28 protein-coding genes and 5 tRNA genes are annotated in these 26865 nt (G+C 72.5%); 6 read left to right on the forward strand and 27 right to left on the reverse strand.

Going from position 1 to position 26865, the window contains the following annotated elements; translation table 11 throughout:
* From mutM to OG286_RS14195, 10 genes are all read right to left on the reverse strand, one after another.
* A complete protein-coding gene (gene mutM / locus OG286_RS14150) occupies positions 1 to 897 on the reverse strand; it encodes a bifunctional DNA-formamidopyrimidine glycosylase/DNA-(apurinic or apyrimidinic site) lyase (RefSeq protein ID WP_405361441.1) in 897 nt (298 codons plus the stop codon).
* A gap of 93 nt (positions 898 to 990) precedes the next feature.
* Positions 991 to 1779 (reverse strand): ribonuclease III, encoded by a 789-nt coding sequence (rnc, locus tag OG286_RS14155; protein ID WP_396325470.1) that lies wholly within the window; start codon positions 1777 to 1779, stop codon positions 991 to 993.
* Positions 1780 to 1799: 20 nt separating this feature from the next.
* Positions 1800 to 1973, reverse strand: a complete 174-nt coding sequence (rpmF, locus tag OG286_RS14160) for a 50S ribosomal protein L32 (RefSeq protein ID WP_030056747.1) — start codon at positions 1971 to 1973, stop codon at positions 1800 to 1802.
* Between the two features lie 2 nt (positions 1974 to 1975).
* Positions 1976 to 2620 carry a YceD family protein gene (locus OG286_RS14165; protein WP_396325469.1) on the reverse strand — a complete coding sequence of 215 codons (645 nt, stop codon included), beginning with the start codon at positions 2618 to 2620 and terminating at the stop codon, positions 1976 to 1978.
* A gap of 283 nt (positions 2621 to 2903) precedes the next feature.
* A complete protein-coding gene (locus OG286_RS14170) occupies positions 2904 to 4109 on the reverse strand; it encodes an ATP synthase F0 subunit B (RefSeq protein WP_396325467.1) in 1206 nt (401 codons plus the stop codon).
* Positions 4110 to 4305: 196 nt separating this feature from the next.
* Positions 4306 to 4797 carry a pantetheine-phosphate adenylyltransferase gene (coaD, locus tag OG286_RS14175; protein ID WP_189923500.1) on the reverse strand — a complete coding sequence of 164 codons (492 nt, stop codon included), beginning with the start codon at positions 4795 to 4797 and terminating at the stop codon, positions 4306 to 4308.
* A 51-nt stretch (positions 4798 to 4848) separates the two neighbouring features.
* The gene (rsmD, locus tag OG286_RS14180) at positions 4849 to 5433 is read right to left on the reverse strand and encodes a 16S rRNA (guanine(966)-N(2))-methyltransferase RsmD (protein WP_396325464.1); all 585 of its coding nucleotides are present in this window, start codon (positions 5431 to 5433) and stop codon (positions 4849 to 4851) included.
* A 211-nt stretch (positions 5434 to 5644) separates the two neighbouring features.
* A complete protein-coding gene (locus tag OG286_RS14185; RefSeq protein ID WP_396325463.1) occupies positions 5645 to 6178 on the reverse strand; it encodes a hypothetical protein in 534 nt (177 codons plus the stop codon).
* Between the two features lie 103 nt (positions 6179 to 6281).
* Positions 6282 to 8501 carry an ATP-dependent DNA helicase RecG gene (gene recG / locus OG286_RS14190; RefSeq protein ID WP_396325462.1) on the reverse strand — a complete coding sequence of 740 codons (2220 nt, stop codon included), beginning with the start codon at positions 8499 to 8501 and terminating at the stop codon, positions 6282 to 6284.
* Between the two features lie 52 nt (positions 8502 to 8553).
* A complete protein-coding gene (locus tag OG286_RS14195) occupies positions 8554 to 10185 on the reverse strand; it encodes a DAK2 domain-containing protein (RefSeq protein ID WP_396325461.1) in 1632 nt (543 codons plus the stop codon).
* Positions 10186 to 10484: 299 nt separating this feature from the next.
* Here OG286_RS14195 and rpmB point away from each other — a divergent pair, with 299 nt between their 5' ends.
* Positions 10485 to 10670: a 50S ribosomal protein L28 gene (gene rpmB / locus OG286_RS14200; RefSeq protein WP_014138233.1), complete on the forward strand. Its 186-nt coding sequence runs from the start codon at positions 10485 to 10487 to the stop codon at positions 10668 to 10670.
* Positions 10671 to 10822: 152 nt separating this feature from the next.
* Here rpmB and thiD read toward each other — a convergent pair whose 3' ends face one another.
* From thiD to OG286_RS14215, 3 genes are all read right to left on the reverse strand, one after another.
* Positions 10823 to 11650, reverse strand: a complete 828-nt coding sequence (thiD, locus tag OG286_RS14205; RefSeq protein ID WP_396325459.1) for a bifunctional hydroxymethylpyrimidine kinase/phosphomethylpyrimidine kinase — start codon at positions 11648 to 11650, stop codon at positions 10823 to 10825.
* 23 nt (positions 11651 to 11673) lie between these two features.
* Entirely contained in the window at positions 11674 to 12699 is a 1026-nt protein-coding gene (locus OG286_RS14210) for a 6-phosphofructokinase (RefSeq protein ID WP_396325458.1), read from the reverse strand.
* A gap of 151 nt (positions 12700 to 12850) precedes the next feature.
* Positions 12851 to 13816 (reverse strand): thiamine-phosphate kinase, encoded by a 966-nt coding sequence (locus OG286_RS14215; RefSeq protein WP_396325457.1) that lies wholly within the window; start codon positions 13814 to 13816, stop codon positions 12851 to 12853.
* A 207-nt stretch (positions 13817 to 14023) separates the two neighbouring features.
* Here OG286_RS14215 and OG286_RS14220 point away from each other — a divergent pair, with 207 nt between their 5' ends.
* A complete protein-coding gene (locus OG286_RS14220; protein WP_396325456.1) occupies positions 14024 to 14257 on the forward strand; it encodes an Lrp/AsnC family transcriptional regulator in 234 nt (77 codons plus the stop codon).
* A 20-nt stretch (positions 14258 to 14277) separates the two neighbouring features.
* Positions 14278 to 14790 carry a DUF3515 domain-containing protein gene (locus tag OG286_RS14225; protein ID WP_396325455.1) on the forward strand — a complete coding sequence of 171 codons (513 nt, stop codon included), beginning with the start codon at positions 14278 to 14280 and terminating at the stop codon, positions 14788 to 14790.
* A 93-nt stretch (positions 14791 to 14883) separates the two neighbouring features.
* Here OG286_RS14225 and OG286_RS14230 read toward each other — a convergent pair whose 3' ends face one another.
* The 3 genes from OG286_RS14230 to OG286_RS14240 all read right to left on the reverse strand — a co-directional run bounded on the left by OG286_RS14230 (position 14884) and on the right by OG286_RS14240 (position 17917).
* Positions 14884 to 16026, reverse strand: coding sequence for a D-alanine--D-alanine ligase family protein (locus OG286_RS14230; protein ID WP_396325454.1), 1143 nt, complete (start codon positions 16024 to 16026; stop codon positions 14884 to 14886).
* Positions 16027 to 16088: 62 nt separating this feature from the next.
* Positions 16089 to 17090, reverse strand: a complete 1002-nt coding sequence (locus tag OG286_RS14235) for an NAD(P)H-dependent glycerol-3-phosphate dehydrogenase (RefSeq protein ID WP_396325453.1) — start codon at positions 17088 to 17090, stop codon at positions 16089 to 16091.
* A complete protein-coding gene (locus tag OG286_RS14240; protein WP_396325452.1) occupies positions 17087 to 17917 on the reverse strand; it encodes a lysophospholipid acyltransferase family protein in 831 nt (276 codons plus the stop codon). Before OG286_RS14240 ends, OG286_RS14235 begins: the two co-directional genes overlap by 4 nt.
* 219 nt (positions 17918 to 18136) lie before the next feature.
* Here OG286_RS14240 and cofC point away from each other — a divergent pair, with 219 nt between their 5' ends.
* Positions 18137 to 18844: a 2-phospho-L-lactate guanylyltransferase gene (gene cofC, locus OG286_RS14245; protein WP_396325451.1), complete on the forward strand. Its 708-nt coding sequence runs from the start codon at positions 18137 to 18139 to the stop codon at positions 18842 to 18844.
* 43 nt (positions 18845 to 18887) lie between these two features.
* Positions 18888 to 19109, forward strand: coding sequence for a hypothetical protein (locus tag OG286_RS14250; RefSeq protein WP_396325450.1), 222 nt, complete (start codon positions 18888 to 18890; stop codon positions 19107 to 19109).
* 103 nt (positions 19110 to 19212) lie between these two features.
* Here OG286_RS14250 and OG286_RS14255 read toward each other — a convergent pair whose 3' ends face one another.
* From OG286_RS14255 to leuC, 4 genes are all read right to left on the reverse strand, one after another.
* Complete coding sequence (locus tag OG286_RS14255) at positions 19213 to 19929, reverse strand: HU family DNA-binding protein (RefSeq protein ID WP_396325449.1); 717 nt, start codon at positions 19927 to 19929, stop codon at positions 19213 to 19215.
* A gap of 133 nt (positions 19930 to 20062) precedes the next feature.
* Positions 20063 to 20410, reverse strand: a complete 348-nt coding sequence (locus tag OG286_RS14260; protein ID WP_396325448.1) for a hypothetical protein — start codon at positions 20408 to 20410, stop codon at positions 20063 to 20065.
* A 204-nt stretch (positions 20411 to 20614) separates the two neighbouring features.
* Complete coding sequence (gene leuD / locus OG286_RS14265) at positions 20615 to 21211, reverse strand: 3-isopropylmalate dehydratase small subunit (protein WP_396325447.1); 597 nt, start codon at positions 21209 to 21211, stop codon at positions 20615 to 20617.
* Positions 21212 to 21216: 5 nt separating this feature from the next.
* Positions 21217 to 22638 (reverse strand): 3-isopropylmalate dehydratase large subunit, encoded by a 1422-nt coding sequence (leuC, locus tag OG286_RS14270; protein WP_396325446.1) that lies wholly within the window; start codon positions 22636 to 22638, stop codon positions 21217 to 21219.
* A gap of 231 nt (positions 22639 to 22869) precedes the next feature.
* Between leuC and ndgR the strand changes: the two genes are divergently transcribed.
* Positions 22870 to 23583 (forward strand): IclR family transcriptional regulator NdgR, encoded by a 714-nt coding sequence (ndgR, locus tag OG286_RS14275; protein ID WP_148642806.1) that lies wholly within the window; start codon positions 22870 to 22872, stop codon positions 23581 to 23583.
* A gap of 115 nt (positions 23584 to 23698) precedes the next feature.
* On the opposite strand, the gene OG286_RS14280 is transcribed toward ndgR, so the two are convergent.
* The 7 genes from OG286_RS14280 to OG286_RS14310 all read right to left on the reverse strand — a co-directional run bounded on the left by OG286_RS14280 (position 23699) and on the right by OG286_RS14310 (position 26724).
* Positions 23699 to 23773, reverse strand: a tRNA-Gln gene (locus OG286_RS14280).
* 60 nt (positions 23774 to 23833) lie between these two features.
* Positions 23834 to 23909: transfer RNA gene (locus tag OG286_RS14285), tRNA-Glu, on the reverse strand.
* Positions 23910 to 23936: 27 nt separating this feature from the next.
* A tRNA-Glu gene (locus OG286_RS14290) sits at positions 23937 to 24009 on the reverse strand.
* Positions 24010 to 24036: 27 nt separating this feature from the next.
* Positions 24037 to 24109, reverse strand: a tRNA-Glu gene (locus tag OG286_RS14295).
* 40 nt (positions 24110 to 24149) lie between these two features.
* A tRNA-Gln gene (locus OG286_RS14300) sits at positions 24150 to 24221 on the reverse strand.
* A 210-nt stretch (positions 24222 to 24431) separates the two neighbouring features.
* Positions 24432 to 25931: a glutamate--tRNA ligase gene (gltX, locus tag OG286_RS14305; RefSeq protein ID WP_396326142.1), complete on the reverse strand. Its 1500-nt coding sequence runs from the start codon at positions 25929 to 25931 to the stop codon at positions 24432 to 24434.
* Complete coding sequence (locus tag OG286_RS14310; RefSeq protein ID WP_396326143.1) at positions 25924 to 26724, reverse strand: fumarylacetoacetate hydrolase family protein; 801 nt, start codon at positions 26722 to 26724, stop codon at positions 25924 to 25926. Before OG286_RS14310 ends, gltX begins: the two co-directional genes overlap by 8 nt.
* Positions 26725 to 26865 lie beyond the last annotated feature (141 nt).

The following is a 26865-nucleotide window of genomic DNA, read 5'->3' on the forward strand; positions in this document are numbered from 1 at the left end:
TCAGCCCCCGCTGCGGGCGCGCGGGACGCGCTGGCAGCGGGGGCAGAAGTAGCTGGAGCGGTTCATCCAGGGGGCCCGGCGGATCGCGGTGCCGCAGCGGCGGCAGGGCTCGTGCTCGCGCCCGTAGGCGTCGAGGTCACGGGAGAAGTAGCCGCTCTCGCCGTTCACGTTGACGTAGAGGCTGTCGAAGCTGGTGCCGCCGACGGCGAGGGCCGCGGTCATCACGTCCCGGGCGTTGGTCAGCAGGACGGCGGCCTGCGGGCGGGTGAGCGCGGCGGTCGGGCGGTCGTAGTGCAGCCTGGAGCGCCAGAGCGCCTCGTCCGCGTAGATGTTGCCGACCCCGCTGATCAGGGTCTGGTCGAGCAGCGCCCGCTTGACCGTGGTGCGCTTGGCGCGCAGCGCGGCCACGAAGGCGGCGTCGTCGAAGCGCGGGTCGAGCGGGTCGCGGGCGATGTGCGCGAGGGAGACGGGGGTGCCCTCGGGGTCGCCGTCCTCGGCCTCCTCGACGGCCAGCCCGCCGAAGGTCCGCTGGTCGACGAAGCGCAGTTCGCGCCCGCCGTCGGTGAACCGCAGACGGACGCGTAGGTGGGTCTCGTCGGGCACCGCCGGGTCCTGGACGAGGAGTTGGCCGCTCATCCCGAGGTGGCCGATCAACGAGAACCCTCCCCCGGCCTCCGGCGTCGCGCCGGGGCCGGTGAGCGGGACCCAGAGGTACTTGCCGCGGCGCTGCGCGGTGCCGAGCATGCTGCCGGTGAGCCGGGCGGTGAAGTCGGCCGCGCCGGCGGGCTGGCGGCGTACCGCCCGCGGGTGCAGCACCTCGACACCGGCGACCGTCCGCCCGGCGACCCAGTTGGCCAGGCCTCGGCGGACGACCTCTACCTCGGGGAGTTCGGGCACGGGAACAAGCCTCCTGCGACGGGAATCTGCAGGAGGAAGGTTACTGCGCTCACGGGAGGGCCCGCCGCGGTGTCCGCGGCGGGCAGCGCCGGATCAGGCCCCGCTGGGGAGCCGGTCGGCGTACTTCTCCTTGATCGCCCGCCAGGCGCTCTCGGCGGCCTTCTGCTCGGCTTCCTTCTTCGAGCGGCCGACGCCGCTGCCGAAGTCCTCGCCGGCCACCCGGGCCGCGGCGGTGAAGGTCTTCTCGTGGTCCGGTCCGGACTCCTCGACCACGTACTCCGGCACTCCGATGCCCACCGAGGCGGTGAGCTCCTGGAGGCTGGTCTTCCAGTCCAGGCCGGCGCCCAGCTGCGAGGACTCCTCGATCAGCGGGTCGAACAGCCGGTGGACGAACTCGGTGGCCGCGTCCAGGCCCTGGTCCAGGTAGACGGCGCCGATCACGGCCTCGACGGTGTCGGCGAGGATCGACGACTTGTCGCGGCCGCCGGTACCCTCCTCGCCCTTGCCGAGGCGGATGAACGTGCCGAGCTCAAGGCCCCGGCCGACGTCGGCGAGCGCGCGCGAGTTGACCACCGCGGCGCGCAGCTTGGCGAGCGTGCCCTCCGGGACGTCCGGGTGGACGCGGTAGAGGGTGTCGGTCACCACCAGGCCCAGCACCGAGTCGCCGAGGAACTCCAGGCGCTCGTTGGTGGGCAGCCCGCCGTTCTCGTACGCGTACGAGCGGTGGGTCAGGGCACGCACCAGAAGGGCGCGCTCGAGTGTGTACCCGAGGCGCCCTTCCAGGACGTCGTATTCGGTCGAAGCCGGCCCGCCGGCCTTTCCGCCGCCCGAAGAAGCCTTCGGGGCAGTGGCCGCCTTGCGGGAAGAGTTACCGTCCGACATCGATCCGTACACCCCGCCGATCAGACCGAGAGGACCTGGCGACGGTTGTACGTGCCGCAGCTCGGGCACGCGATGTGGCCGAGCTTCGGCTCGTGGCAGCGGTCGCACGCCACGAGGGCCGGAACGACGGCCTTCCAGTTGGAACGGCGGTGGCGCGTGTTGCTGCGCGACATCTTCCGCTTCGGAACAGCCACGGCTACTTCTCCTGGTTCTCGGCGGCACCCTCACGGGCGTCGCTGTTCTTGATTCCGTCACCCTCGTCGCCGGGGGCGGCGGAGAGTCCCTGCAGAGCCGCCCACCGGGGGTCGACGGCGTCGTGGTGGTGCGCCGGGTCGTCGCTCAGGCGCGCTCCGCACTCGGAGCACAGGCCCAGGCAGTCTTCCTGGCACACCGGCTGCAGCGGCAGTGCGAGCACCACCGCGTCACGCAGCACCGGCTGGAGGTCGAAGAAGTCGCCCTCCAAACGGTAAGTCTCTTCTTCCGAGTCCTCGTCGAGGTCCTCGGCCCCGGCGGTCCGGGCGCGGTGGCGCTCGTCGGACTCCGGGTAGTAGTACAGCTCCTGGAAGTCGACGTCGATGTCGTCGTCGACGGGCTCCAGGCACCGCACGCACTCGCCCTCGACGTGGGCCTCGGCGGTGCCGGTCACCAGCACGCCCTCGACCACCGACTCCAGGCGGAGCTCCAGCCGGATCTCGCTCTTCTCCGGGACGCCGATCACATCGATGATCCCGAGGCCTTCGGGGGCCTCCAGGGTGCGGGACACCTTGCGCAGCGAGCCCGGGCGACGACCGAGCTCGTGCGTGTCGAACACGAGGGGGTCGCGGTGGTCGAGGCGGTTCAAGGTGTCCTGACTTCCTGAGAAAACTGATGCGCGGCGCTGCTCACCGGACGATGCGCGGGCAGACCGACGGCCCGACACGGAGAGGCCGGAGTGGTCAGACTACCGGAGTCTCCCGCCAGGCCCAACTTCGGTCCTTCCGGCCCGACCGGCCCGCCCCCTCACGAGCCGAAGGACGCGCCGGTGCCGTGAGGGAGGAACGAGGAGGCGGGCGCCGGCGGGCGCGGTGCCGACGATCGTCGGCACCGGGTCCGCGGGTGCCCGGAGGCGGGTGAGGAGCTGCTCCTCACCGGCCGCCGAGCTCCCTCAGGCGGGTCATGTCGATCATGCTGGTGTCGAAGAAGCTGGTCTCGTCCAGGCCGGCCTGCTGCTGCGGCAGGACCGGCGGGTTGGCCGGCTGCTGCGGGTAGCCTCCCCCGGCCTCCGGCTGGGGGTTCCCCCAGGCGTCGTACTGCTGCGCCGCGTACCCCTGCTGCGGGTAGCCGTAGCCGCCCTGCTCCTGCCCGGCCGGGTAGCCCTGCGGCGGCTGCTGGGGCGACTGCTGCTGCCCGTAGCCGTACTGGGCTCCGTACGGGTCGGCCTGGCCGGCCGGGTCGTAGCCGCCGCCGTACACCTCGGCGTACTGCCCGCCGGGCTGCTGCGCGACCGCCGCGTACTGGTCCGTACCGGGGGACTGCCAGCCGGCCGCGGCCGGGGTCTGCTCGGGCCAGGACTGCTGCTGCGGCACCTCCTCGCGGTACCACGGCACCTCCTCGCCGTCGGCGTCGACGGCGGCGGCGAAGCCCGCCGCGACGGCCTCCGCGCGGTCCTTGGCCTGCTGGGCCTGGTCCGCGGCGGCCAGGTAGGCGCCCAGCTCGTCGATCGGGGCCTTGCCGAGCAGCTTGTCGCGGCCCTTGCCGACGGCCTCCAGGGTCGCGCTGAGCACGTTCTCCAGAGTGGCGAGCTTCACATCGACGTACTCGTCGACCTCGGGGCTCGGGGTGATCCGCGGCTGCGGCCGGAACTCCTCGCCGTCGCTCTCGCCGTCGTACTCCGTCTCGAAGACACTGGAGTCGCCGCGCAGCTTGGTCCGGCCGCGGCCGACCGCGCCGAGCGTCTTGGTGAGCACGACCTCGAAGTTGGCGAGCTTGCTGTCCACGTAGTCGTCGGCCTCGGCGCGCTTGGTCTCGACCTCGGCGCGCGCCTCCGCGAGGATGCGGTCCGCCTCGGCCTGCGCCCGGCGGACCACCTCGGTGTCGGAGATCAGCGAGCCGCGCTCGGCGTGCGCGCCCTGGATGATCCGCTCGGCCTCGGCCTCGGCGTCGGCCACCACCTGCTCGTGGTCGGCCATCACCGACTGGGCGTGGGCCAGCTCGGCGGGCAGCGCCGACCTGAGGTCCTGGAGCAGGCCGACCAGCTCGGCCCGATTCACCACGCAGGAGGCCGACATCGGCATCGAGCGGGCGTTCTCGACGGCCGCGACGATCTCGTCGACCTTGTTCTGCACGTCCACGGGGCTTCGTCTTTCCGTGTGCCGCCGACGGTCCGGCGGAGGCAGGCCCGGCGCGGTGGACCTCACCGCAGGGCAGGGAGTACAGACTGTACGGCCACTGCGGGGCGAGGTCACAACGCCCGGACCGGCCCGCCCGGCCACACCTGGGACGAGTCGTGACGAACCGGCAGAAACGGACGCGTCCGGTCCGCGCCGGCTACTGCTGCGCCTTACGCTCCGCGATCCTCTCGACCAGCCTGCGGTGCACCGTCTCCGGCAGCAGGTGCGAGACGTCGCCCCCGTACGAGGCGACCTCCTTGACCAGCGTGGACGACAGGAAGCTGTACGTCGGGGAGGTCGGCAGGAAGAGCGTCTCGACGCCGGTCAGCCCGTGGTTCATCTGGGCCATCTGCAGCTCGTAGTCGAAGTCGCTGACGGCGCGCAGGCCCTTGACGATCGCCGGGATGCCGCGCTCCCGGCAGAAGTCCACCAGCAGGCCGAGGTGCGACTCGACCACGATGTTCCCGTACTTGGCGGTCGTCTCCTCGATCAGGGCGATCCGCTCGTCGATGGTGAACATGCCCTGCTTGTTCCGGTTGATCGCGACCGCGACATGCACCACGTCGTACAGCTTCGAGGCCCGCTCGATGATGTCGAGATGACCGTTGGTGATCGGGTCGAACGATCCGGGGCAGACGGCGCGGCGCATGGCGTGGATGCTCCCTCGTGGGGTGACGGTCCGGCGGGCCTCCTCGGCCCGCTACGGGTTCTGGCGGGCCTCGAAGGCGGCGCGACCGTACCAGAGCGTGCCCTCGCCGTAGCGGCGGGACCGCAACTCCTCGAAGCCTTCGGGCCAGCCGAACGCGCCGCCTCGGGTGCTGCGCTCCACGGTGACGAGTGCTTCGTCCGCGAGCCAGCCCCCGGCGACGAGTGTGATCAGCATCTCGCGCACCTCGTCGTCCGTGACGACGTACGGCGGGTCGAGGAAGACCAGGTCGTACGGGGCTTCCGGGGCCGGGCCGGCGATCACCTTCTCGGCACGGGCCGCCTGCACCACCGCGCCGGAGAGGCCGACCGTCCGCACGTTCTCCCGGATCACCCGGGCCGCCTGTCCGTCCGCCTCGACCAGCAGGACGTGCTCGGCGCCGCGCGACAGCGCCTCCAGGCCGACCGCGCCCGATCCGCCGAAGAGGTCCAGCATCCGGGCCCCGTGCAGGGTGCCGCGGAGCGCCTCCAGGGTGGAGAACATCGCCTCACGGGCCTTGTCGGAGGTCGGGCGGGTGCCCCGGCCGGGCGGTACGGCCAGCCGGCGGCCGCCGGCCGCCCCGGCGATGACGCGGGTCATGGTGGTGGGAGGTCCTTTCGTCGCTGCCCGACCACGCTATACGGCCGCGTCCCGCCCCGGCTCGAAGGGGCGCGCCGGTGCCGGAGGGGGAGAAGTGAGGAGGCCCCGAGGCGCGAGGGCATCGGAGCGCCGGCCGTCGGCCCCGGGCGCCCGGAGGCGGGCGGGCGGGTCGCAGCCCCGCCGCACGGAGCGGCGGGGCTGCGACCCGGGGTCAGCTCGCGTCCGCCGCCGGGGCCTGGGCCGGGACCGCCGCGCCGAGCAGCGCCGGCGAGGCGTAGCGGGACCACGAGAGGCAGCCGTCGGGCGGGCAGAACTCGGGGCGGCGCGGGTCGTGCCCGAGCTCGCGCAGCTTGGTACGGACGGAGTCGGGCGTACGGCCGAAGCGGGCGGCGATCCGGGCGACGGTCTCGCCGTCGTGGAACCGCCGGACCAGCTCCTCCTCGTGCTGCGGCACCCAGGGGGCGCCGTGGCCGGGGTACAGCTCGCGCAGCACGTCGCGGTCGGGGATGGGCTCGGAGACATCGGCGACGATCGCCAGCGCCCGGAGCGCGCGGTTGAGCGCGATCCGCAGCGAGGCGACGTCCTCGACCGGCAGGCGGAGCTTGCCGGAGGCGAGCGGCGACGCGGCCGCCCCCTCACGCCAGCCGGTCAGGGTGAGGGTGACCTCGCGGTCGTCGTCGCTGGCGAGTTCGATCCGGAAGACCTTGTCGCCCAGCGGGAGCTCGTTGAGATGACGGAATGCCATGGCAGGACCCCCAAGTGTCGTGCCAGGTACGCACCTTGGGGGTGCGCCCTGAACAACTACATTCTCTCGCGGGGGTCTGACAATCGGCCGGCGCCGGCCGCGGTCAGCCCTTCTCCATGTAGGCGGCGCGGTCCGCGTCGAGCAGGCTCTCCAGCGCAGTGCGCAGATCCGCGTGGGCGGCCAGCTCCCGGTCCTCGGCGACCAGCCGGGTGGCCTCGGCCCGGGCGGTCACGATGACCTCCTCGTCCTCCAGCACCGAGAGCACCTTCAGCGAGGACTTCACCCCGGACTGCGCCTGGCCCAGCACATCGCCCTCACGGCGCTGTTCGAGGTCGATCCGGGACAGCTCGAAGCCGTCCAGCGTGCCTGCCACCGCGTCCAGCCGGGCCCGGGCGGGGCTGGCCGCCGGCATGTCGCTGACCAGCAGGCAGAGGCCGGGCGCGCTGCCTCGCCCGACCCGGCCGCGCAGCTGGTGCAGCTGGGAGACGCCGAAGCGGTCGGCGTCCATGATCACCATCGCGGTGGAGTTCGGGACGTTCACCCCGACCTCGATCACCGTGGTGGCCACCAGGACGTCCACCTCGCCGGCCGCGAACCGGCGCATCACCTCGTCCTTGGCATCGGGCGCCAGCCGGCCGTGCAGGATCTCCACCCGCAGCCCGGCCAGCGGGCCCTTCACCAGCATCTCCGCGGTCTCCACCACGGAGAGCGGCGGCCGCCGTTCGTCGCTCGCGGCGCCCACGTCCTCCAGGTCGTCCTCGGCCGCGGAGGCCTGGCGCTTCTTCTTCGCCGCCTTCGGGTCGGCGGGCTCCTCGTCCCCGATCCGGGGGCAGACCACGTACGCCTGGTGGCCCTTGGCCACCTCCTCGCGGACCCTCTCCCAGGCCCGGGCCAGGAAGTTGGGCTTCTCCACGGCCGGGACGACATGGGTGGAGATCGGCGAGCGGCCGGCCGGCAGCTGGTCCAGTACGGACGTCTCCAAGTCCCCGAAGACGGTCATCGCGACGGTGCGCGGGATCGGCGTGGCCGTCATCACCAGCAGGTGCGGCGGCTGCTCGCCCTTGGCGCGCAGCGCGTCGCGCTGCTCGACCCCGAAGCGGTGCTGCTCGTCCACCACGACCAGGCCGAGGTCCTGGAACTGCACCTTGTCCTCGATCAGCGCGTGGGTGCCGATCGCGATGCCCGCGTCCCCGCAGGCCATGTCCAGCAGCGCCTGGCGCCGGACCGGGACGCCCATCGAGCCGGTCAGCAGCACCACCCGGGTGCCGAGGTCGGAGCCGCCGAGCATGCCGCCCTCGGCCAGGTCCCCCATCATCTCGACGATCGAGCGGTGGTGCTGCTGGGCCAGCACCTCGGTGGGCGCCAGCAGCACGGCCTGGCCGCCCGCGTCCACCACGGCGAGCATGGCGCGCAGCGCGACCAGTGTCTTGCCCGAGCCGACCTCGCCCTGGAGCAGCCGGTGCATCGGGTGCTCGCTCGCCAGGTCGGCGGCGATCTCGGCGGAGACCTTCTCCTGGCCCTCGGTGAGGGTGAACGGGAGCCGGGCGTCGAAGGCGTCCAGCAGGCCGCCCTCGCTGGCCCGGCGCGGCTTGGCGGGCAGGGCGGAGTCGGCGGCCCGGCGCTGGGCGAGCGCGACCTGGAGGACGAACGCCTCGTCCCAGCGCAGCCGGCTCTGGGCGCGCTCGCGGTCGGCCTGGCTGTGCGGGCGGTGGATCAGCTCCAGTGCCTCGGGCAGCGGGATCAGGTCGTGCCGCTCGCGCAGCTCGGCCGGCAGCGGCTCGCCGACGTCGCCGAGGTGCTTGGTGAGGGCCGTCTCGATGCAGATGGACAGCTTCCAGCTGGGCATCTGGGCGCTGGCGCCGTAGACCGGGATGAGCCGGCCGGCGAACTGCCGGGCGGCGTCGGACCCTGCCTCCTCGTCGAGGAGTTGGTAGTCCGGCGAGACGAGCTGGCGGGTGCGGTTGAAGACCCCGACCTTGCCGGCGAACAGGCCCTGGGCGCCGGCCTTGAGCTCCTTCTGCCGCCAGCCCTGGTTGAAGAAGACCAGCGAGAGCCGGCTGCGGCCGTCGGTGACGACCACCTCCAGGCGGTCGCCCTTGCGGCCGCGGAACGGGATCAGGGTGACCCTCTCGATCCGGGCCAGCACGGTGACGTGCTCGTCGATCTCCAGCTCGTCCAGGCTGGTGAGCTGGCCGCGTTCGACGTAGCGGCGCGGATAGTGGTGCAGCAGGTCCCCGACCGTGCGCAGCTTGAGGCTGTCGGCGAGCACCTTGGCGGTCCGGTCGCCGACGAGCTTGGTCAGTGGTTCATCGAGAGCGCCCATCAGGCCCTTGTTTACACCACCGGACCGACAATCCGGGCACGGCCCAGCCGGGCTACTCCACGCCGATGAGCACCGGCGCGGATCCCTGCCCGCCGTGGAAGACCACCGCGTCGACCTCGGGCCGCCGGTGCCGGGCGTGCGCGACCAGCTGCTCGGCGAGGCCCTGCGGGGCGCCCTGGCCGAGGATCAGGGTGACCAGTTCGCCGCCCGCGCCGAGCATCCGGTCCAGCACCATCGTCCCGACCTCGGCCGGTCCGGTGCCGATCACCACGACGTCCCCGTCGATCAGCCCGAGCACGTCCCCGGCCTGGCAGACCCCGGCCATCGTCCAGGACTCCCCCTCGGCGACGGCGAGTTCGGCGTACCGGGTGGCGCCGGCGGCGGAGGTCATGGCGACCACGTCCTCGTCGAAGCGCCGGCCGGCCTCGTGCACGGCGAGCGCGGCCAGGCCCTGCACCGGCGAACGGGTGGGCAGCACGGCGATCCGTACGCCCTCCTCGCGCAGCTGGTCGGCGGCGGCGCCGGCGGCTGCCCGCAGTTCGGGGTCGTTGAGCAGCAGCACGACCTCGCGGGCGCCGGCCCGGCGGACGGCGGCGGCCAGTTCGGCGCTGGCCGGCGGGCGGTCCGGGTCGGCGTGCAGGACGACGGCGCCGGCCTGCTCGCAGAGTTCGGCCAGGCCCGCGCCGGAGACCACCGACAGCACCGCGCGGGTGCGCTCCTCGCGCTCGCCCCGGTCGTCGGCGGTGCCGGAGCGGGCGGCGGCCTCGGCGAAGTGGGTGATCCGGATCTGGTGCGGCCGCCCGGCCTCGACCCCGGCCTCGACGGCGGCGCCCGCGTCGTCCACGTGCACGTGGACGTTCCAGAGGCCGTCGCCGCCGCCGACCACCAGCGAGTCGCCGAGCCCGGCGAGCCGCTCGCGCAGCGCCGGCAGCGCCGTGTCGGGGGCGTCCAGCAGGTAGATCACCTCGAAGGCGGGGTGGCCGGGGCCGGGCGGCCGGACGTGGCTCTCGCAGCTCTCCGCGATCCGGACGTCCCCGCGCAGCGCGACCGGGCCCATCGGCTGGTGCCCGGCGACGGCGTCGGCGAGGGCGCCGAGGACGGCGACCAGGCCGCGCCCGCCGGCGTCCACCACCCCGGCCTCGGCCAGGACGGGCAGCTGCTCGGGGGTGTGCCGCAGGGCGTCCCGGGCGGCCCGGTAGGCGGTGTCGGCGACCTGGGCGAGGCCGTCCCCGGCCCCGACGGCCTCCCGGGCGGCAACCCGGGCGACGGTCAGCAGCGTCCCCTCGACCGGCTCGGCGACGGCCTGGTAGGCGGAGTCGGCGGCCCGCTGGAGGGCGGCCCGCAGCTGGTCGGCGCCGCCGCCCTCGGCCAGCGTCTCGGCGGTGCCGCGCAGCCACTGGGCGAGGATCACCCCGGAGTTGCCGCGCGCGCCGATCAGCGCGCCGCGGGCCATCGCCCGTGCGGTCTCGCCGAGGCCGGGCGCCGGCCCGGCTTCCGGGTCGGTGAAGCGGCTCTCCACGGCGGCGGCGGCCGACTCGACGGTCAGGTACAGGTTGGTGCCGGTGTCGCCGTCCGGGACGGGGTAGACGTTGAGTGCGTCGATCTCCTCGCGGGCCTGGCCGAGCGCACGCAGGGCCAGCTGGCACCAGCTGCGCACGGCCGGGGCGTCGAGCGTGTGCAGCACCAGGTCTCCTCCGGATGGGACGCCGTGATGGCCTGGGGGGCAGCAACACCTTCAGGACAGCGGCGAGGGGTGATACCGGCAGATTATCGGGGGCCGGGGGCGGATGCCGGGGGCAGCGGACGCAGCGATCACCTGCGCGGTCGTGGTAGTTTCGTTGAACGGAAGCAAGCGTTGTATGCTCTTCCGGTTGCCTGGAACAGTCCAGGCTCACCCCCTTGGTCCGGTCTGGTTCACGTGAGTGCTCCGGTGGGTCGGCGGGGTTTCGAACGTAAATGATCTGAAGTCTTGGAGTGACTCCTGTGGCTGCCAACTGCGACGTCTGCGGCAAGGGGCCGGGCTTCGGCAACAGCATCTCCCACTCTCACCGCCGTACCCCCCGTCGTTGGAACCCCAACATCCAGACGGTGCGCGCTGTGATTGGGCGGACGCCGAAGCGGCTCAACGTCTGCACCTCGTGCATCAAGGCCGGTAAGGTCTCGCGCTGACGCGCAGACCGGTACGCCGGTCCTCCAGTCAGCCGGTTCATCCTCGGATGGACCGGCTTTCTGTATTCCGGTGCTGTACCGACCTCGGTTGACGGGCGGGCCTTCGGGCCCGCCCGTCAACCGTTTTCGGAGCGGTTCCGGCGGCGGCGGTCTCAGCGCCAGCGCCAGGCGTGGTCGACCGGGCCGATGCCGGCGCCCAGCGCGAAGCCCGCGGCGATCGCGCCGGTGATGTACTCCTTGGCCGAGGCCACCGCCTCCGGCAGCGGCTCGCCCTTGGCCAGCCCGGCGGCGATCGCGCTGGCCAGCGTGCAGCCGGTGCCGTGGGTGTGCCGGTTGTCGTGGCGCGGCGCGCGGTACCAGTACTCCTCCCCCGCCCCGCCGTAGAGCAGGTCGGCGGCCTCCCCCTCCAAGTGCCCGCCCTTGACCAGCACCCAGCGCGGCCCGAGGTCGAGCAGTGCCTTGGCCGCGTCCAGCATCTGGCCCTCGTCCTCGACGGTGCGGCCGGTGATCTGCGTCACCTCGTGCAGGTTGGGTGTGGCGAGGGTGGCGACCGGCAGCAGCTTCTCCCGGACGGTGGCGACGGCCTCGGCGGCCAGCAGCGCGTCGCCGTGCTTGGAGACGCCGACCGGGTCGACCACCACCGGGGCGTCCACCCCGGCCAGGAGTTCGGAGACGGTCTCGACCAGCTCGGTCGAGGCGAGCATGCCGGTCTTCACGGCCTGGACGCCGATGTCGTCCACCACGCTGCGGAACTGGGCCCGGACGGCCTCGGCCGGCAGCTCCCAGTACCCCTGGACGCCGAGCGAGTTCTGCGCGGTGACGGCGGTGATCACGCTCATGCCGTGGACGCCGAGGGCGAGCATCGTTTTCAGGTCGGCCTGGATGCCCGCGCCGCCGCCGGAGTCGGAGCCGGCCACCGTCAGGACGCGCGGAAGTGCCGTGCGAGCGGGCGCCACGCTGGGGGGTGCAGTCGAAACCATGAGGTCAACCTACCCCCGCCCGGTCAGAGCACGGCCTCCGATTCCGCCCAGCGGTCCTGCGGCACGGTCTTGAGCCGGGTGACCGCCTCGGCGACCGGCACCAGCACGACGTCGTTGCCGCGCAACGCGGTGAAGTGGCCGAACGCGCCCTGGTGGACGGCCTCCACCGCGTGCCAGCCGAACCGGGAGGCGAGCACCCGGTCGCGGGCGGTGGGAGCGCCGCCGCGCTGGGTGTGGCCGAGGATGACCGGTCGGGCCTCCTTGCCGAGCAGGTTCTCCAGCTCGTGGGCGAGGCGGTTGCCGATCCCCCCGAAGGTCTGGTGGCCGAACTGATCGACGTCGCCGTGGTCGAAGCGCATGGTGCCGGGCAGCGGGGCGGCGCCCTCGGCGACGGCGATGATGGCGAACTTCTTGCCGCGGGAGAAGCGGTCCTCGACCATCCGGGCCACCGCCTCGATGTCGAACGGCTTCTCCGGGATCAGGATGCCGTGCGCACCGCCCGCCATACCGGCGGTGAGGGTGATCCAGCCGGTGTGCCGGCCCATCAACTCCACCACCATCACCCGCTGGTGTGATTCGGCGGTGGTCTTCAGCCGGTCGATCGCGTCGGTCGCGACGTGCACCGCGGTGTCGAAGCCGAAGGTGACGTCGGTCGCGTCGATGTCGTTGTCGATGGTCTTCGGGACTCCGACCACGGGCAGCCCCGCGTCGCTGAACATCTTGACCGCGGTGAGCGTGCCCTCCCCGCCGATCGCGATCAGCGCGTCGATGCCGATGGTCCGGGCGAGGGCCTGCGCGTTCTCCACCGCCCAGGCGATCCGCTCGCGCCGGACCCGGGCCGAGCCGAGGATGGTGCCGCCGAGGGTCAGCAGACCGGTGACGTCGTCGTGCGAGATCGGCCGGGTGCGGCCCTCGATCAGGCCGAGGAAGCCGTCCTCGATGCCGATGATCTCGTCGCCGTGCACGTCCGTGCCCCGGTGCACCACCGAGCGGATCACCGCGTTGAGGCCGGGGCAGTCGCCGCCGCTGGTCAGGACACCGATGCGCATGGTGGCTGTGCTCTCCCGCTCCGCAGTGGTTCAGACCACCCGCGCCGGACGAGCGGGCGGGCTGGGTTCGGCGCAAGCCTACGCGTCCGCCCGCCGCGGCCCGTGCTCCGCACGCCGGAGCGCCGCGCGCCGTCCGCCCCCGGCGGGCCGGTCACTCGGCGAAGTGGTCCCAGCCGCCGACCCGGTCCCAGGCCGCGCCGTCCACCGTCACCCGGCCGCCGCGGGCCGCCCGGGCGCGGGCCGTCACCTCGCCCACCACCCGCCAGCGGGCCGGGAGTTGGACACCACGGGGGAAGGTCGCCACGATCGCGTGGTCCTCGCCGCCGGAGAGCACCCAGACCAGCGGGTCCACCCCGACCGCCTGGCCGATGTCGGCCATCTGGGCCGGGACGTCGAAGTCGGAGGCGCGCAGGTCGATGTCCACGCCGCTGGCCCGGGCGACGTGTCCGAGGTCGGCCACCAGCCCGTCGCTCACGTCGACCATCGCGGTGGCGCCCAAGTCGGAGGCGGCCGGGCCCGCGTGGTACGGCGGCTCGGGCCGGCGGTGCGCCTCGACGAAGGCGCGCGGCGAGCGGAAGCCGCGCTGGAGCACGGTCAGCCCGGCGGCGGACCAGCCGAGCCAGCCGGTGACCGCGACCACGTCGCCCACCTGGGACCCGGCTCGCGTCACCGGCGCGCGCCCCTGAAGATCTCCGAGCGCCGTGATGGCCAGCGTGATGACATCGCCGCGCACCACATCGCCGCCGACCACCGTCGCGCCGGCCACCTGGCACTCGTCGCGCAGCCCGTCCATCAGCTCGGTGGCCCAGGTGGTGGGCAGGTCGGCGGGGGCGACCAGACCGAGCAGTATCGCGGTCGGCACCGCGCCCATCGCCGCCACGTCGGCGAGGTTCTGGGCGGCGGCCTTGCGGCCCACGTCGTAGGCGGTCGACCAGTCCCGACGGAAGTGCCGGTTCTCGATCAGCACGTCCGTGGTGGCCACCACCCGGCCGTCCGGCGCCTTCACCACGGCGGCGTCGTCGCCCGGGCCGAGGTCGACCGCGTCGGTGAGCGGTACCCGGGCGGTCAGCTCCCTGATGAGGCCGAACTCGCCGAGCTCGCCCACGGTCCCCTGCATCTGCCGTCCTCTCGCGTTTCCATCAGAACTCGTTGTCCGCGCACCCCCGCGCGCAGCGTACGCCCTCCGGAGGTGCAGAGGTCTCCCCTCCCCGGCCCGCTGCGCGGTAGCGTGGTGATCAGACTGCCGGTGAGCCCGCCTCCCACCCTGATGCGACCGGGCGATCACGGCGGCTATCCGCGTACCCAGCCGCCGGGAGGTCCTTCCGTGGTACAGGCATACATCCTGATCCAGACCGAGGTCGGCAAGGCCACTGCCGTGGCCGAGGCCATCTCCAAGATCCCCGGCGTCCTCCAGGCCGAGGACGTCACCGGCCCCTACGACGTGATCGTGCGGGCCGAGGCCGAGACCGTGGACGACCTCGGCCGCCTGGTCGTTGCCAAGGTCCAGCAGGTCGAGGGCATCACCCGCACCCTCACCTGTCCGGTGGTCCACCTGTAGGGCCCGGCTACCATCGGCGGGTGGCCCGACAACTCCGCGTACCCCGTTTCCTGGCGGCACTGCCGGCCCCGGTCCGGTGGCTGGCGCTGCCGCTCGCGCTGACCTGCACCGTGGTGGTGCTGATCGGCAGTTGGAGCGCGCCCGCGAGGATCGACGTGCCCGAGCCGACGGGCAAGGCGGCCGGGTACTGCCAGGCACTCGCCGCCACGCTGCCGCAGGAGCTGCTCGGCCACGCCCGCAAGGACCCGTCGCCGGCCTCCCCGTACGTGGCCGCCTGGGCCAGCTCGCCGCGCACCGTGCTGCGCTGCGGCGTGGACCGCCCGGAGGCGCTGAACGGCCCCGCCGCGTCGGACTGGTCCCCCACCATCAACGACCTGACCTGGTGGCCGCAGAAGCTGGACGACGGCGGCTACCGGTACACCTCGGTGATGCGCAAGGCCTACGTCGAGATCACCGTCCCCGCCGGCGCGTTCACCAACCCGCTGGACCCGGTCTCCGCCCTCTCCGACCTGGTGAAGGCCAGCATCCCGTAGGCGGGACCGACAGCGGGACCGACGGCAGGAACACCCGCGCGAAGGGCGGGCCGGGAGCTTCCCGGCCCGCCCTTCGTCCGTTCGTGCGCGTGGTTACCGCAGACCGGTCGAGCGGCGCAGCGCCGCCTGGAGCAGCCGGTCGATCAGCTCCGGGTACGACAGCCCGGTGGCCTCCCACATCTTCGGGTAGGCCGAGATCGGGGTGAAGCCGGGCATGGTGTTGATCTCGTTGATCATCCAGCTGCCGTCGTCCAGCAGGAAGAAGTCGACCCGGGCGAGGCCCTCGCAGCCGAGCGCCTCGAACGCCACGACCGCCTGGCGGCGGATCTCGGCCGTCTCCGCCTCGGTGAGCTCCGCGGGGACGCGGACCTCGGAGGAGTCGATGTACTTGGCCTCGAAGTCGTAGAACTCGTAGTCGCCGCCGACCAGCACCTCGGCCGGCACGCTGGCCCGCGGACCGTCCTCGAACTCCAGCACCCCGCACTCGATCTCGCGGCCGGAAACGCCGGCCTCGATGATCAGCTTGGGGTCGTGGCGGCGGGCCTCCTCGATCGCGGCGTCGAGGTCGGCGAGGTCCTTGACCTTCGTGATGCCCATGCTGGAGCCGGCCCGGCACGGCTTGACGAAGAGCGGCAGGCCCAGCCCGGCGGCCCGCTCGCGGACGCCGGCCCGGCCGGCCTCGGTCTCCCACTCGCGCGGGCGGACGATGGTGTAGCGGCCGACGCCCAGGCCGTGCGAGGCCAGGATCCGCTTGGTGAACTCCTTGTCCATGCCGACCGCGCTGGAGAGCACGCCGTTGCCGACGTACGGCACGCCGGAGAGCTCCAGCAGCCCCTGAAGGGTGCCGTCCTCGCCCCAGGGGCCGTGCAGCAGCGGGAAGACCACGTCGACCTCGCCGAGCGCCTTGGGAGCGGCTCCGGGCTCGCTCCAGACCACCTCGCGGCTGCCCGGGCTGACCGGCAGCGCGACCTGGCCGTCGAGGGCCTCGGCGACCTGGGCGACGTCCGGCAGCCGGCCGTCGGTGATGGCCATCCGGGCGGGCTCGTCGCTGACCAGCGCCCAACGGCCCTCGTGGGTGATGCCGATCGGCAGCACGTCGTACTTCTCGCGGTCGATCGCCCTCAGCACGCTGCCCGCGGTGGAGACCGAGATGGCGTGCTCGGAGCTGCGGCCACCGAAGACGATCGCTACGCGCGGCTTCGCGGACGGGTTCTGGGAGGTCTGTTCGATGCTCATATCGCGTTTGAGAGTACCGTGCGGGGTGTTTCCGGAAAGTCAGCCACCCTGGACGGACGGGCTCAGTGCCGTTCCGCCTTGGCCGAACGGGACATCAGGGCCTGCAACGCCTCCTGGGTGGGGCGCCCGTTGTGCACCACGTCCACCACGGCCTCGACGATCGGCATGTCGACGCCGCTGCGGCGGGCCAGGTCGAGGACCGACTCGCAGGACTTGACGCCCTCGGCGGTCTGCCGGGTGGCCGCGATGGTCTCGGCCAGCGACATCCCGCGGCCCAGGTTGGTACCGAAGGTGTTGTTGCGCGACAACGGCGAGGAGCAGGTCGCCACCAGGTCGCCCATCCCGGCGAGCCCGGCGAAGGTGTGCGGGTCGGCGCCGAGGGCCGTCCCCAGCCGGGTGGTCTCGGCCAGTCCGCGGGTGATCAGGGTCGCCTTGGTGTTGTCGCCGAGCCCCATGCCGTTGGCCATGCCGACCGCCAGGCCGATCACGTTCTTCACCGCGCCACCCAGCTCGCAGCCGATCACGTCGGTGTTGGTGTACGGGCGGAAGTACGGGGTGTGGCAGGCGGTCTGGAGGCGCTTGGCGACGGCCTCGTCGGTGCAGGCCACCACGCTCGCGGCGGGCTGCCGGTTGGCGATCTCCCGGGCCAGGTTCGGGCCGCTGACCACCGCGACCCGCTCCGGGCCGACCTTGGTGACCTCCTCGATGACCTCGCTCATCCGCTTGGCAGTGCCGAGTTCGATGCCCTTCATCAGGCTGACCAGCACGGTCTGCGGCTCGATCAGCGGTGCCCAGGCCGCGAGGTTCTCGCGCAGCGTCTGCGAGGGCACCACGAGCACCGCGAAGTCGGCGCCGGCCAGCGCCTCCGCGGGGTCGGTGGTGGCCCGGACCGAGGCCGGAAGCTCCACGCCCGGCAGGTAGTCCGGGTTGGTGTGGGTGGCGTTGACGGCGTCGGCCAGCTCCTGGCGGCGGCCCCAGAGCACCACCTCGCAGCCGGCGTCGGCCAGCACCATCGCGAACGCGGTCCCCCAGGAACCCGTCCCGAACACGGCGCATCGGGTCACTTGCCGGCCTCCTCGGTACCGTTGCCGCGCTTGCCCGCGGCCCGCTGCCGCTCGGCCGCGGCCGTCGTGGCCCGCTGCCGGGCCGCCGTCCTCATGTCGAAGCGCTCGGCCGGCGGCTCCTCGCCGCGGATTCCGGCCAGCACGTCGGTGATCGCCTGCATGATGTCCTCGGTCGCGTCCCGGAGCACCTGCGAGGTGAGCTCCTGGCCCGCGTACCTGCTCAGGTCCACGGCCGGCCCGGCCGCCACCGTCACCTTGTGCCGGGGGAACAGGTTGAATCTGCCCTTGCCTGAGGCGCCTCTGCCGTACGGCGGGATGATCTCCTGCGCACCCCAGTGCGCCACCGGGATGACCGGCGCGCCGGTCATCAGTGCGACCCGGGCCACGCCGGTCTTGCCGGTCATCGGCCACAGGTCCGGGTCCCGGGTGAGCGTTCCCTCGGGGTAGAACTGCACGCACTGCCCGTCGTTCACCGCGTCGACCGCGGCCCGGAACGCCCGCGCGGCGTCGGTCGACTCCCGGAACACCGGGATCTGGCGGGTCTTGCGGAGCATGAAGCCGATGAACGGCACCGAGAACACCGAGGACTTGCCGAGCATCCGCGGCGGGCGCCCGCTGTTGTACTGCCAGTGCGCGTAGATCACCGGGTCGATGATCGAGTTGTGGTTGACCGCGGCGATGAAGCCACCCTCCTGGGGAAGGTGCTCCCAGCCCCGCCAGTCGGGCTTCACCAGCGCGGTCGTCACCGGCTTCACCAGCACGGCCGCGAAGCGGTACCAGACGCCGTAGTCGGCGTTGCCGAAGCTGGCATACGAGCGGCGGGCCACCCCAGGTCCTCCTCATCCGGTGCGGCACGTGGGGTGCCGCAGTCTCTCGCCATCCGCGACCCCCTGTTCGGGGGCCCGGAGCGCGGAACAGTCTCGCCCGACCGCGAACCGGCTGTCGAGCAACCCCGCCAGCACATCGGGGCGGGCGTGACCAAACGCACGTCCGCACAGCTCGGACGGCCTGGCGAGGGTTCCGGGACCGGCGTCACAATGACGCCGATGACCCAGGACACCGTACGCCCCAGCGGGCCCGTCGCGCCCGCCGCACCCACCGCCGGCTGGTCGCTGGTGCTGCCGCTCAAGCCGCTCGCCCTGGCGAAGACGCGGCTGGCCCCGTTTGCCGGTGAGCACCGCCCGGACCTGGCACTCTGCTTCGCCCTGGACACCGTCGACGCGGCGCTGGCCACGCCCGGGGTGGCCCGGGTGCTGGTGGTCACCCGGGACGCCACGGCCGCCCGGCGGCTGGCCGCGCTCGGCGCCGTCGTGGTAGGCGACGAGCCGGGCGGCGGACTCAACCACGCACTGGCGCACGGCGCGGCGGCCGCGCTGGCGCTCGCGCCGCGCGCCCCGCTGGCCGCGCTCTCGGCGGACCTTCCGGCGCTGCGCCCGGCCGAACTGGCCCGGGTGCTGGCGGCCGTACCGCCGGCCGGCCGGGCATTCCTGGCCGACGCCCCGGGGCTGGGCACCACCCTGCTCGCCTGCGCCCCCGGCAGCCCGCTCTCCCCCGCCTTCGGCGACGGCTCGCGGGCCCGGCACGCGTCCGGCGGCGCCCGCGAACTGCGGCTGGACGGCGTGGAGTCGGTGCGCCGGGACGTCGACACCGGTGCCGACCTCGGCGAGGCTCTGGCACTCGGCGTCGGCCCGCACACCCGCGCCCTGTCGGCCCGGCTCGGCTACGCCCCGGGCGCGCCCGCCGAACGCGGCTGAGACAGCGCCCGGTTCTGTCGGTACCCCTCGCTATGCTGCTTCCATGCAGGCCACCGCGTTCACCTTCGACCCCGCCACCCGGGCCGGCTCCGTGCTGCTCGACGACGGGACCCCGGTGCCGTTCGACGCCGCCGCCTTCGACGCGGGCGGCCTGCGGCTGCTCCGCCCCGGCCAGCGGGTGCGGATCCGCACCGAGGGCGCCGGCGAGGCCCGCCGCGTGGTCTTCCTGACGCTGCAGACCTTCCCGGACCCGGCCGGGGGCTGACGCCCCGCCCCGCCGCCCTGCCCGAAAGCCGAAGAGCCGTGGCGGCCCGTCCCCCGGGGCTCCGGGTGGAGGTGCGCCACGGCTCTGGAAGGCCGTCCGTCGACTACTTCGCCGTGGTCTTGCGCGCGGTGGTCTTGCGGGTGGCGGTCTTCTTCGCCGGAGCCGTCTTCTTGGCCGTGGCGGTCGCCTTCTTGGCGGCGGTGGCCGTGGTCTTCTTGGCGGCGGCGGTGGTCGCCGTCTTCTTCGCGGCGGCCGCGGTCTTCTTGGTGGCGGTCGCGGTGGTCTTCTTCGCGGCGGCCGTGGTGGTCTTCTTGGTGGCGGTCGCCTTCTTGGCGGCGGTGGCCGTGGTCTTCTTGGCGGCGGCGGTGGTCGCCGTCTTCTTCGCGGCGGCCTTCTTGGTGGCGGCCGGAGCCGCGGCGGCGGCCGAGGCGGCGCGCTTGGTGGCGGCGCGCTTGGCGGCCGGGGTCGCGGCGACGCCGCTCTTGCCCGGGGTGAGGGAGCCCTTGGGGGCCTTCTTCACCGAGGGGCCTTCCTTCGGCAGCTTCTTGCTGCCGCTGACCAGGTCCTTGAAGCCCTGGCCGGGACGGAAGCGGGGCACCGAGGTCTTCTTGACCTTGACCTTCTCGCCGGTCTGCGGGTTGCGGGCGAAGCGCGCGGAGCGCTCCACCTTCTCAAAGGTGCCAAAACCGGTGACCGACACCCGGTCACCGGCCACAACGGCGCGGACCATGGTGTCGAGCACTGCGTCGACGGCCTCTGCGGCAGCCTTGCGACCGCCCAGCTGCTCGGCCACCGCTTCGACAAGCTGAGCCTTGTTCACGTCTTCCCCTTCGGAAACGGGCGCCGGATGATTCCATCCGTTCTTTTCGCACGTTAGGTATGTATCTGCGGACTTTCAATTACCAAACGCGCGAATCACCCTAGTGTCGCAATGGATTTGCGCATCGGCGACCTCAGACGACGGGCGGACGCCCCTCGTCGAGGTCCTGCACAAAGCGAGCCAACCGCCTTGCCGCCCCCGGAAGATCGCGCTTGGCGGTCTCCGTGGCGATGAGGAGTTGTCGGGTGAGAGCGGTCTTTGCATCGGCAGACACGTTCAGCGCATGCACGCGGGCGTGAGCTTGCTTCAACCGCTCGGCCACAAGCGCGTAGAGCGCTGCGACTTCCGGGTCGTCCGGCCCCTCAGCAGGTGAGGTGGCGGCGTCCGGCCGATCGTCAATTCGGCGTTCGGATCCCCGGCCCGTGGACTCCGGTGACGCGGGTTCGCCGCCCGCGTACGGAGGTTCATGGTGCCGGTGCATGTACTGATTGTGCCATCTACCCGCAGTTGTGCTTGCCCGGGGCCCTCTGCGGCATTGCCAAATCGGCAATCGGGGGCCGGACCGGGCGGCGAACTCCGGCTCCGGAACGCCGGATGGCCCGCCCCCCCGACGGGGGGACGGGCCATCCGGCGGAACGTCAGAATGCTTGTTCCCAAGCGGTTCCCAGGATCTCGGCGGGTTCTCTCAGGCAACCGGCAGAGTGCGCGGCTTGAACGCCGGCCGGGTGGCCTCGAAGGCCGCGATGTCGCCCTCGTTCTGCAGGGTGATGCTGATGTCGTCCAGGCCGTTCAGCAGCCGCCAACGCACATTGTCGTCCAGCTCGAAGGAGGCCGTGACGCCCTCGGCGCGGACCTCGCGGGCCTCCAGGTCGACGGTGATCTCGGCGGTCGGGTCGGCCTCGGTCAGCGCCCAGAGCCGCTCCACGGTCTCCTGCGGCAGGACGACGGTGAGCAGGCCGTTCTTCAGCGAGTTGCCACGGAAGATGTCGGCGAACCGGGACGAGATCACGGCGTGGAAACCGTAGTTCTGCAACGCCCAGACCGCGTGCTCACGGGAGGAGCCGGTGCCGAACTCGGGGCCGGCCACCAGGACGGTGGCGCCCTGCCGCTCCGGCCGGTTGAGGATGAACGACTCGTCCTTGCGCCAGGCCTCGAACAGCCCGTCCTCGAAACCGGAACGGGTGACCTTCTTCAGCCAGTGGGCCGGGATGATCTGGTCGGTGTCGACGTTGCTGCGGCGCAGCGGAACGGCCCGGCCGGTGTGGGTGGTGAACTTCTCCATGCTGCTCAGGCCTCCACAGCGACGTCGGACGAGAGATCGGCGGGCGCGGCCAGCCGGCCCAGGACTGCGGTGGCGGCGGCGACCTGCGGGGAGACCAGGTGGGTGCGGCCGCCCTTGCCCTGGCGGCCCTCGAAGTTGCGGTTCGAGGTGGAGGCGCAGCGCTCGCCGGGGGCCAGCTGGTCGGGGTTCATGCCCAGGCACATCGAGCAGCCCGCGTGGCGCCACTCGGCGCCGGCGGCGGTGAACACCTTGTCCAGGCCCTCCTCGACGGCCTGCAGGGCGACCCGCACCGAGCCGGGGACGACCAGCATCCGCACGCCCTCGGCGACGGTGCGGCCGTCCAGGATGGCCGCGGCGGCCCGGAGGTCCTCGATCCGGCCGTTGGTGCAGGAGCCGACGAAGACGGCGTCGACCTTGACCTCGCGCAGCGGGGTGCCGGCCTCCAGGCCCATGTACTTCAGGGCGTTCTCGGCGGCGGTCCGCTCCTGCGGGTCGGCGAAGGAGGCCGGGTCCGGCACGTCGGCGCCGAGCGGGGCGCCCTGGCCCGGGTTGGTGCCCCAGGTGACGAACGGGGTCAGCCGGGTCGCGTCGATGAAGATCTCGTGGTCGAAGACCGCGTCCTCGTCGGTGACCAGGGTCTTCCAGTACTCGACCGCGGCGTCCCAGTCCTCGCCCTGCGGGGCGTGCGGGCGGCCCTCCAGGTAGTCGAAGGTGGTCTGGTCCGGGGCGATCATGCCGGCCCGGGCGCCCGCCTCGATGGACATGTTGCAGATGGTCATCCGGGCCTCCATGGAGAGGCTGCGGATGGCCGAGCCGCGGTACTCCAGGACGTAGCCCTGGCCGCCGCCGGTACCGATCCGGGTGATGATCGCCAGGATCAGGTCCTTGGCGGTCACGCCCTCGGGCAGCTCGCCCTCGACGGTGATCGCCATGGTCCTGAACGGAGCCAGCGGCAGCGTCTGGGTGGCCAGCACGTGCTCCACCTGGCTGGTGCCGATGCCGAACGCCAGGGCGCCGAACGCGCCGTGGGTGGAGGTGTGGGAGTCGCCGCAGACCACGGTGGTGCCGGGCTGGGTCAGGCCCAGCTGCGGGCCGACCACGTGGACGACACCCTGCTCGACGTCGCCGAGCGAGTGGATCCGGACGCCGAACTCGGCGGCGTTGCGGCGCAGCGTCTCCAACTGCACCCGCGACACGGGGTCCGCGATGGGCTTGTCGATGTCCAGGGTGGGGGTGTTGTGGTCCTCGGTGGCGATCGTCAGATCGGTCCGGCGGACCTTGCGCCCGGCCAGCCGGAGGCCGTCGAAGGCCTGCGGGCTGGTCACCTCGTGGAGCAGGTGCAGGTCGATGAAGAGCAGGTCGGGCTCGCCCTCCGCGCGCCGCACGACGTGGTCGTCCCAGACCTTCTCTGCGAGTGTCCGTCCCATCGGATTCCCTCCAGCCGGCCGCGTTGCCGGCCTTCTCGTGTCGTCGAGGTCAGTGCTTTCGCCGCCCTGTGAGGCTCGCGTCGCGCGACCTGCACGCCGGATCGGTGTCCACGATGCGGACGGCCTGTTGGGGCCGCATCCTGGATGTCTCCCGGGCTGCTGCCTCCAGGGTGGCGCTTTTCGCGGAAGATTGAACTTGCGTCTCGCGGAATGAGACTGCAGTCTTAGGGCATGGACAACTCTAGCGGCGTCGGCGTTCTCGACAAGGCCGCTCTGGTGCTCAGCGCACTGGAGTCGGGCCCCGCCACGTTGGCGGGGCTGGTCGCCGCCACCGGTCTGGCGCGGCCCACGGCCCACAGACTCGCCGTCGCACTCGAACACCACCGACTGGTCACCAGGGACATGCAGGGCCGGTTCATCCTCGGCCCCCGCCTCTCCGAACTCTCCGCCGCAGCGGGCGAGGACCGGCTGCTCGCCACCGCGGGCCCGGTCCTGACCCACCTGCGCGACGTCACCGGCGAGAGCGCACAGCTCTACCGCCGCCAGGGCGAGATGCGGATCTGCGTAGCCGCCGCCGAGCGGCTCTCCGGCCTGCGGGACACCGTCCCGGTCGGCAGCACCCTGCCGATGAAGGCCGGCTCGGCCGCCCAGGTCCTGCTGGCCTGGGAGGAGCCCGAGCGGCTCCACCGCGGCCTCCAGGGCGCCCGCTTCACCGCCACCGCACTGAGCGGCGTCCGCCGCCGCGGCTGGGCCCAGTCGATCGGCGAGCGCGAGCCGGGCGTGGCCTCGGTCTCCGCGCCCGTGCGCGGCCCCTCCAACCGCGTGGTGGCCGCCGTCTCCGTCTCCGGCCCGATCGAGCGCCTGACCCGCCACCCGGGCCGGCTGCACGCCCAGGCCATCATCGAGGCCGCCAACCGTCTGACCGAGGCCCTGCGCCGCGGCTGACCACTCCCCCCACCGATAACGGAAAGGGCCCCGCACACTCCGGTGTGCGGGGCCCTTTCGGCAATGTCCCGGGAAATGCAAAAAAGCCCCGGTGACCGGGGCTTCATTCTCTATCTGGCTGGGGTACCAGGACTCGAACCTAGACTAAATGAACCAGAATCACTCGTGCTGCCAATTACACCATACCCCAACAAAGCAATCGGCCGATGGGCGTTCCTTCGAGGGGGACACAGCCACCGGCTTCGTGCTCTGGTACCCCCGACCGGATTCGAACCGGCGCTACTGCCGTGAGAGGGCAGCGTGCTAGGCCGCTACACAACGGGGGCTTTCCAGGCGATCCCTTGCGGGATCAGTACCCCCGACCGGATTCGAACCGGCGCTACTGCCGTGAGAGGGCAGCGTGCTAGGCCGCTACACAACGGGGGCTTTCCAGGCGATCCCTTGCGGGATCAGTACCCCCGACCGGATTCGAACCGGCGCTACTGCCGTGAGAGGGCAGCGTGCTAGGCCGCTACACAACGGGGGCTTGATCTTCATTTGTACTGCTGGGTACTGCTCGTACTGCGCTGGGGTACCAGGACTCGAACCTAGACTAAATGAACCAGAATCACTCGTGCTGCCAATTACACCATACCCCACCAGAGTTGAACCCCTGCGGGCCCTTCTCAGGCGTTGCGCCTCTCGTTCGGAACCGGCGGGGGTTTCGCTCCCTCGTCCGTTCCCTCCCGGGCGGCGCAGAAAGAACATTACCCGACGTCTGCCCCGGCTCCAAAATCGATAACCCCAGGCAGCGGCCGGGGCGGCTGCGGGCCAGGTCGGAACCGGGCCCGCAGCCGCCCGCGCGGGGCTCAGGCAGCCGGGACGGCGGCCAGCGCGGAGGTCAGCCGGCGCAGCGTCTCGGGGCGGCCGAGCAGCTCCATCGACTCGAACAGCGGCGGGGAGACCCGGCGGCCGGTGACGGCCACCCGCAGCGGCGTGAAGGCGAACTTGGGCTTGATGCCCAGGCCCTCCACCAGGGCCTCGCGCAGCGCGGCCTGGATCGGTTCCGGGGTGAAGTCCTCCAGCGCCTCCAGCGCCTTGATGCTGGCCTCCAGCACCGGGCGGGCGTCGGCGTTGAGCACCTTGGCCGCGTCGTCCGGGTCGAGCGTGAAGTCGGCCGGGTCGACGAAGAGGAAGCCGGCCATGTTCACGATCTCGCTCAGCACGACCATCCGCTCCTGGGTGAGCGGGGCCACCTTGGCCAGCAGCTCCAGCTGCTCGGCGGTCGGCTCGGCCGGCAGCAGGCCGGGGGCCTGCAGGTACGGCACCAGACGCCGGACGAAGTCCTCCGGCGCCAGCTTGCGCAGGTGCTCGGCGTTGATGTGCTCGCACTTCTTGAGGTCGAAGCGGGCCGGGTTGGCGTTGACGTCGGCGATGTCGAACGCCGCGACCAGCTGCTCCACGCTGAAGATGTCGTCGTCCGCGGAGAGCGACCAGCCGAGCAGCGACAGGTAGTTGAGCAGGCCCTCGGGGATGAAGCCGCGCTCGCGGTACAGGTTGAGCGAGGCCTGCGGGTCGCGCTTGGAGAGCTTCTTGTTGCCCTCGCCCATCACGTACGGCAGGTGGCCGAAGCGCGGGGTGCTGCCGTCGCCGACACCGATCTCGGCGAGCGCCGCGTAGAGCGCGATCTGGCGCGGGGTCGAGGAGAGCAGGTCCTCGCCGCGGAGCACGTGGGTGATGCCCATCAGGGCGTCGTCCACCGGGTTGACCAGGGTGTACAGCGGCGCGCCGTTGGCCCGGACGATGCCGTAGTCGGGCACGTTCTCCGGCTCGAAGGTGAGCGTGCCGCGCACCAGGTCGTCGAACGAGATCGTGCGGTCGGGCATCCGGAACCGCAGGATCGGCTCGCGCTTCTCCAGCTTGTAGACGGCGATCTGGTCGTCCGTCAGCTCGCGGCAGTGGCCGTCGTAGCCGGAGGGCTTGCCGGCCGCGCGGGCGGCCTCGCGGCGGGCGTCCAGCTCCTCGGTGGAGCAGTAGCAGTGGTACGCGTGGCCGGCCTCGTGCAGGCGGCGGGCGACGTCGGCGTAGATGTCCATCCGCTGCGACTGGCGGTACGGCTCGTGCGGGCCGCCGATCTCCGGGCCCTCGTCCCAGTCGAAGCCGAGCCAGCGCATGGCGTCGAGCAGCTGGTTGTACGACTCCTCGGAGTCGCGGGCGGAGTCGGTGTCCTCGATCCGGAAGACCAGCGTGCCGCCGTTGTGGCGGGCGAAGGCCCAGTTGAAGAGGGCGGTGCGGACCAGGCCCACGTGCGGGTTCCCGGTCGGGGAGGGACAGAAGCGAACCCGAACGGACGGGTCAGTGTTAGCCACGCTTGATCACCTTGTTGGTGAGAGTGCCGATGCCTTCGATGGAGACGGCGACCTCGTCGCCGACGTTGAGCGGGCCCACCCCAGCGGGTGTGCCGGTGAGGATGACGTCGCCGGGCAGCAGCGTCATGGCCTCGGAGATGTGGACGATCAGCTCGGCGACCGAGCGGACCATCAGGGAGGTGCGGCCGGTCTGCCGCAGCTCGCCGTTGACCGTGCAGGTGACGGCCAGGTCGGCCGGGTCGAGGTCGGTCTCGATCCACGGGCCGAGCGGGCAGGCGGTGTCGAAGCCCTTGGCCCGGGCCCACTGGCCCTCGCGCTGCTGGATGTCGCGCGCGGTGACGTCGTTGGCGCAGGTGTAGCCGAGGATCACCTCGGGCACCCGGTCCAGCGGGACCTCGCGGCACATCCGGCCGATCACCACGGCCAGTTCGGCCTCGTGGTGGATGTCCGAGGAGAACGGCGGGTAGGCGATCGCCTCGGTCGGGCCGATCACCGAGGTGGACGGCTTGAAGAAGGTGAGCGGAACGTCCGGGACGGCGTTGCCCAGCTCGGCCGCGTGGGCGGCGTAGTTGCGGCCGACCGCGACGATCTTGTTGGGCAGCATCGGGCTGAGCAGCCGGACGTCCTGGAACCGGTAGCTCTCACCGGTGGGCTGGGGCTGCCCGAACGGGTGGCCGGCCAGGGCGTGGACGACCAGAGACTCGGGCTGGGCCGGGTCGCCCTCGACCACTCCGAAGGAGACGCTGCCGGCGGCAGGGCTCCCTTCCCGGACGGAAAACCTGGCAATGCGCACGGCTGGGCTACCCCTCGCTTCGTCGGCCGCCCGGGGCGCGCCCGGGCGCTGGTGGGCGCCGCGCCCTCGGGCCCGGCCCCGCTCAATCGTCGACCAGGCTATCGCGCGGGCCCCCCTCCGGCCGCTTTGCCCCTGTTCAGC

Origin of the sequence: Kitasatospora sp. NBC_00039, assembly GCF_045160625.1 — a bacterium.
GTDB lineage: Bacteria > Actinomycetota > Actinomycetes > Streptomycetales > Streptomycetaceae > Kitasatospora.

Coding starts and splice junctions, on each gene's coding strand:
- leuD (WP_396325447.1), bottom strand. CDS start 21,211: ATGGAGAAGTTCACCACCCACACCGGCCGGGCCGTTCCGCTGCGCCGC.
- ndgR (WP_148642806.1), top strand. CDS start 22,870: ATGGACAACTCTAGCGGCGTCGGCGTTCTCGACAAGGCCGCTCTGGTG.
- rsmD (WP_396325464.1), bottom strand. CDS start 5,433: ATGACCCGCGTCATCGCCGGGGCGGCCGGCGGCCGCCGGCTGGCCGTA.
- OG286_RS14185 (WP_396325463.1), bottom strand. CDS start 6,178: ATGGCATTCCGTCATCTCAACGAGCTCCCGCTGGGCGACAAGGTCTTC.
- OG286_RS14230 (WP_396325454.1), bottom strand. CDS start 16,026: ATGAGCATCGAACAGACCTCCCAGAACCCGTCCGCGAAGCCGCGCGTA.
- cofC (WP_396325451.1), top strand. CDS start 18,137: ATGACCCAGGACACCGTACGCCCCAGCGGGCCCGTCGCGCCCGCCGCA.
- OG286_RS14210 (WP_396325458.1), bottom strand. CDS start 12,699: ATGCGCATCGGTGTCCTGACCAGCGGCGGCGACTGCCCCGGCCTCAAC.
- OG286_RS14250 (WP_396325450.1), top strand. CDS start 18,888: ATGCAGGCCACCGCGTTCACCTTCGACCCCGCCACCCGGGCCGGCTCC.
- recG (WP_396325462.1), bottom strand. CDS start 8,501: ATGGGCGCTCTCGATGAACCACTGACCAAGCTCGTCGGCGACCGGACC.
- coaD (WP_189923500.1), bottom strand. CDS start 4,797: ATGCGCCGCGCCGTCTGCCCCGGATCGTTCGACCCGATCACCAACGGT.
- rnc (WP_396325470.1), bottom strand. CDS start 1,779: ATGTCGGACGGTAACTCTTCCCGCAAGGCGGCCACTGCCCCGAAGGCT.
- leuC (WP_396325446.1), bottom strand. CDS start 22,638: ATGGGACGGACACTCGCAGAGAAGGTCTGGGACGACCACGTCGTGCGG.
- OG286_RS14215 (WP_396325457.1), bottom strand. CDS start 13,816: ATGCAGGGGACCGTGGGCGAGCTCGGCGAGTTCGGCCTCATCAGGGAG.
- OG286_RS14260 (WP_396325448.1), bottom strand. CDS start 20,410: ATGCACCGGCACCATGAACCTCCGTACGCGGGCGGCGAACCCGCGTCA.
- thiD (WP_396325459.1), bottom strand. CDS start 11,650: ATGGTTTCGACTGCACCCCCCAGCGTGGCGCCCGCTCGCACGGCACTT.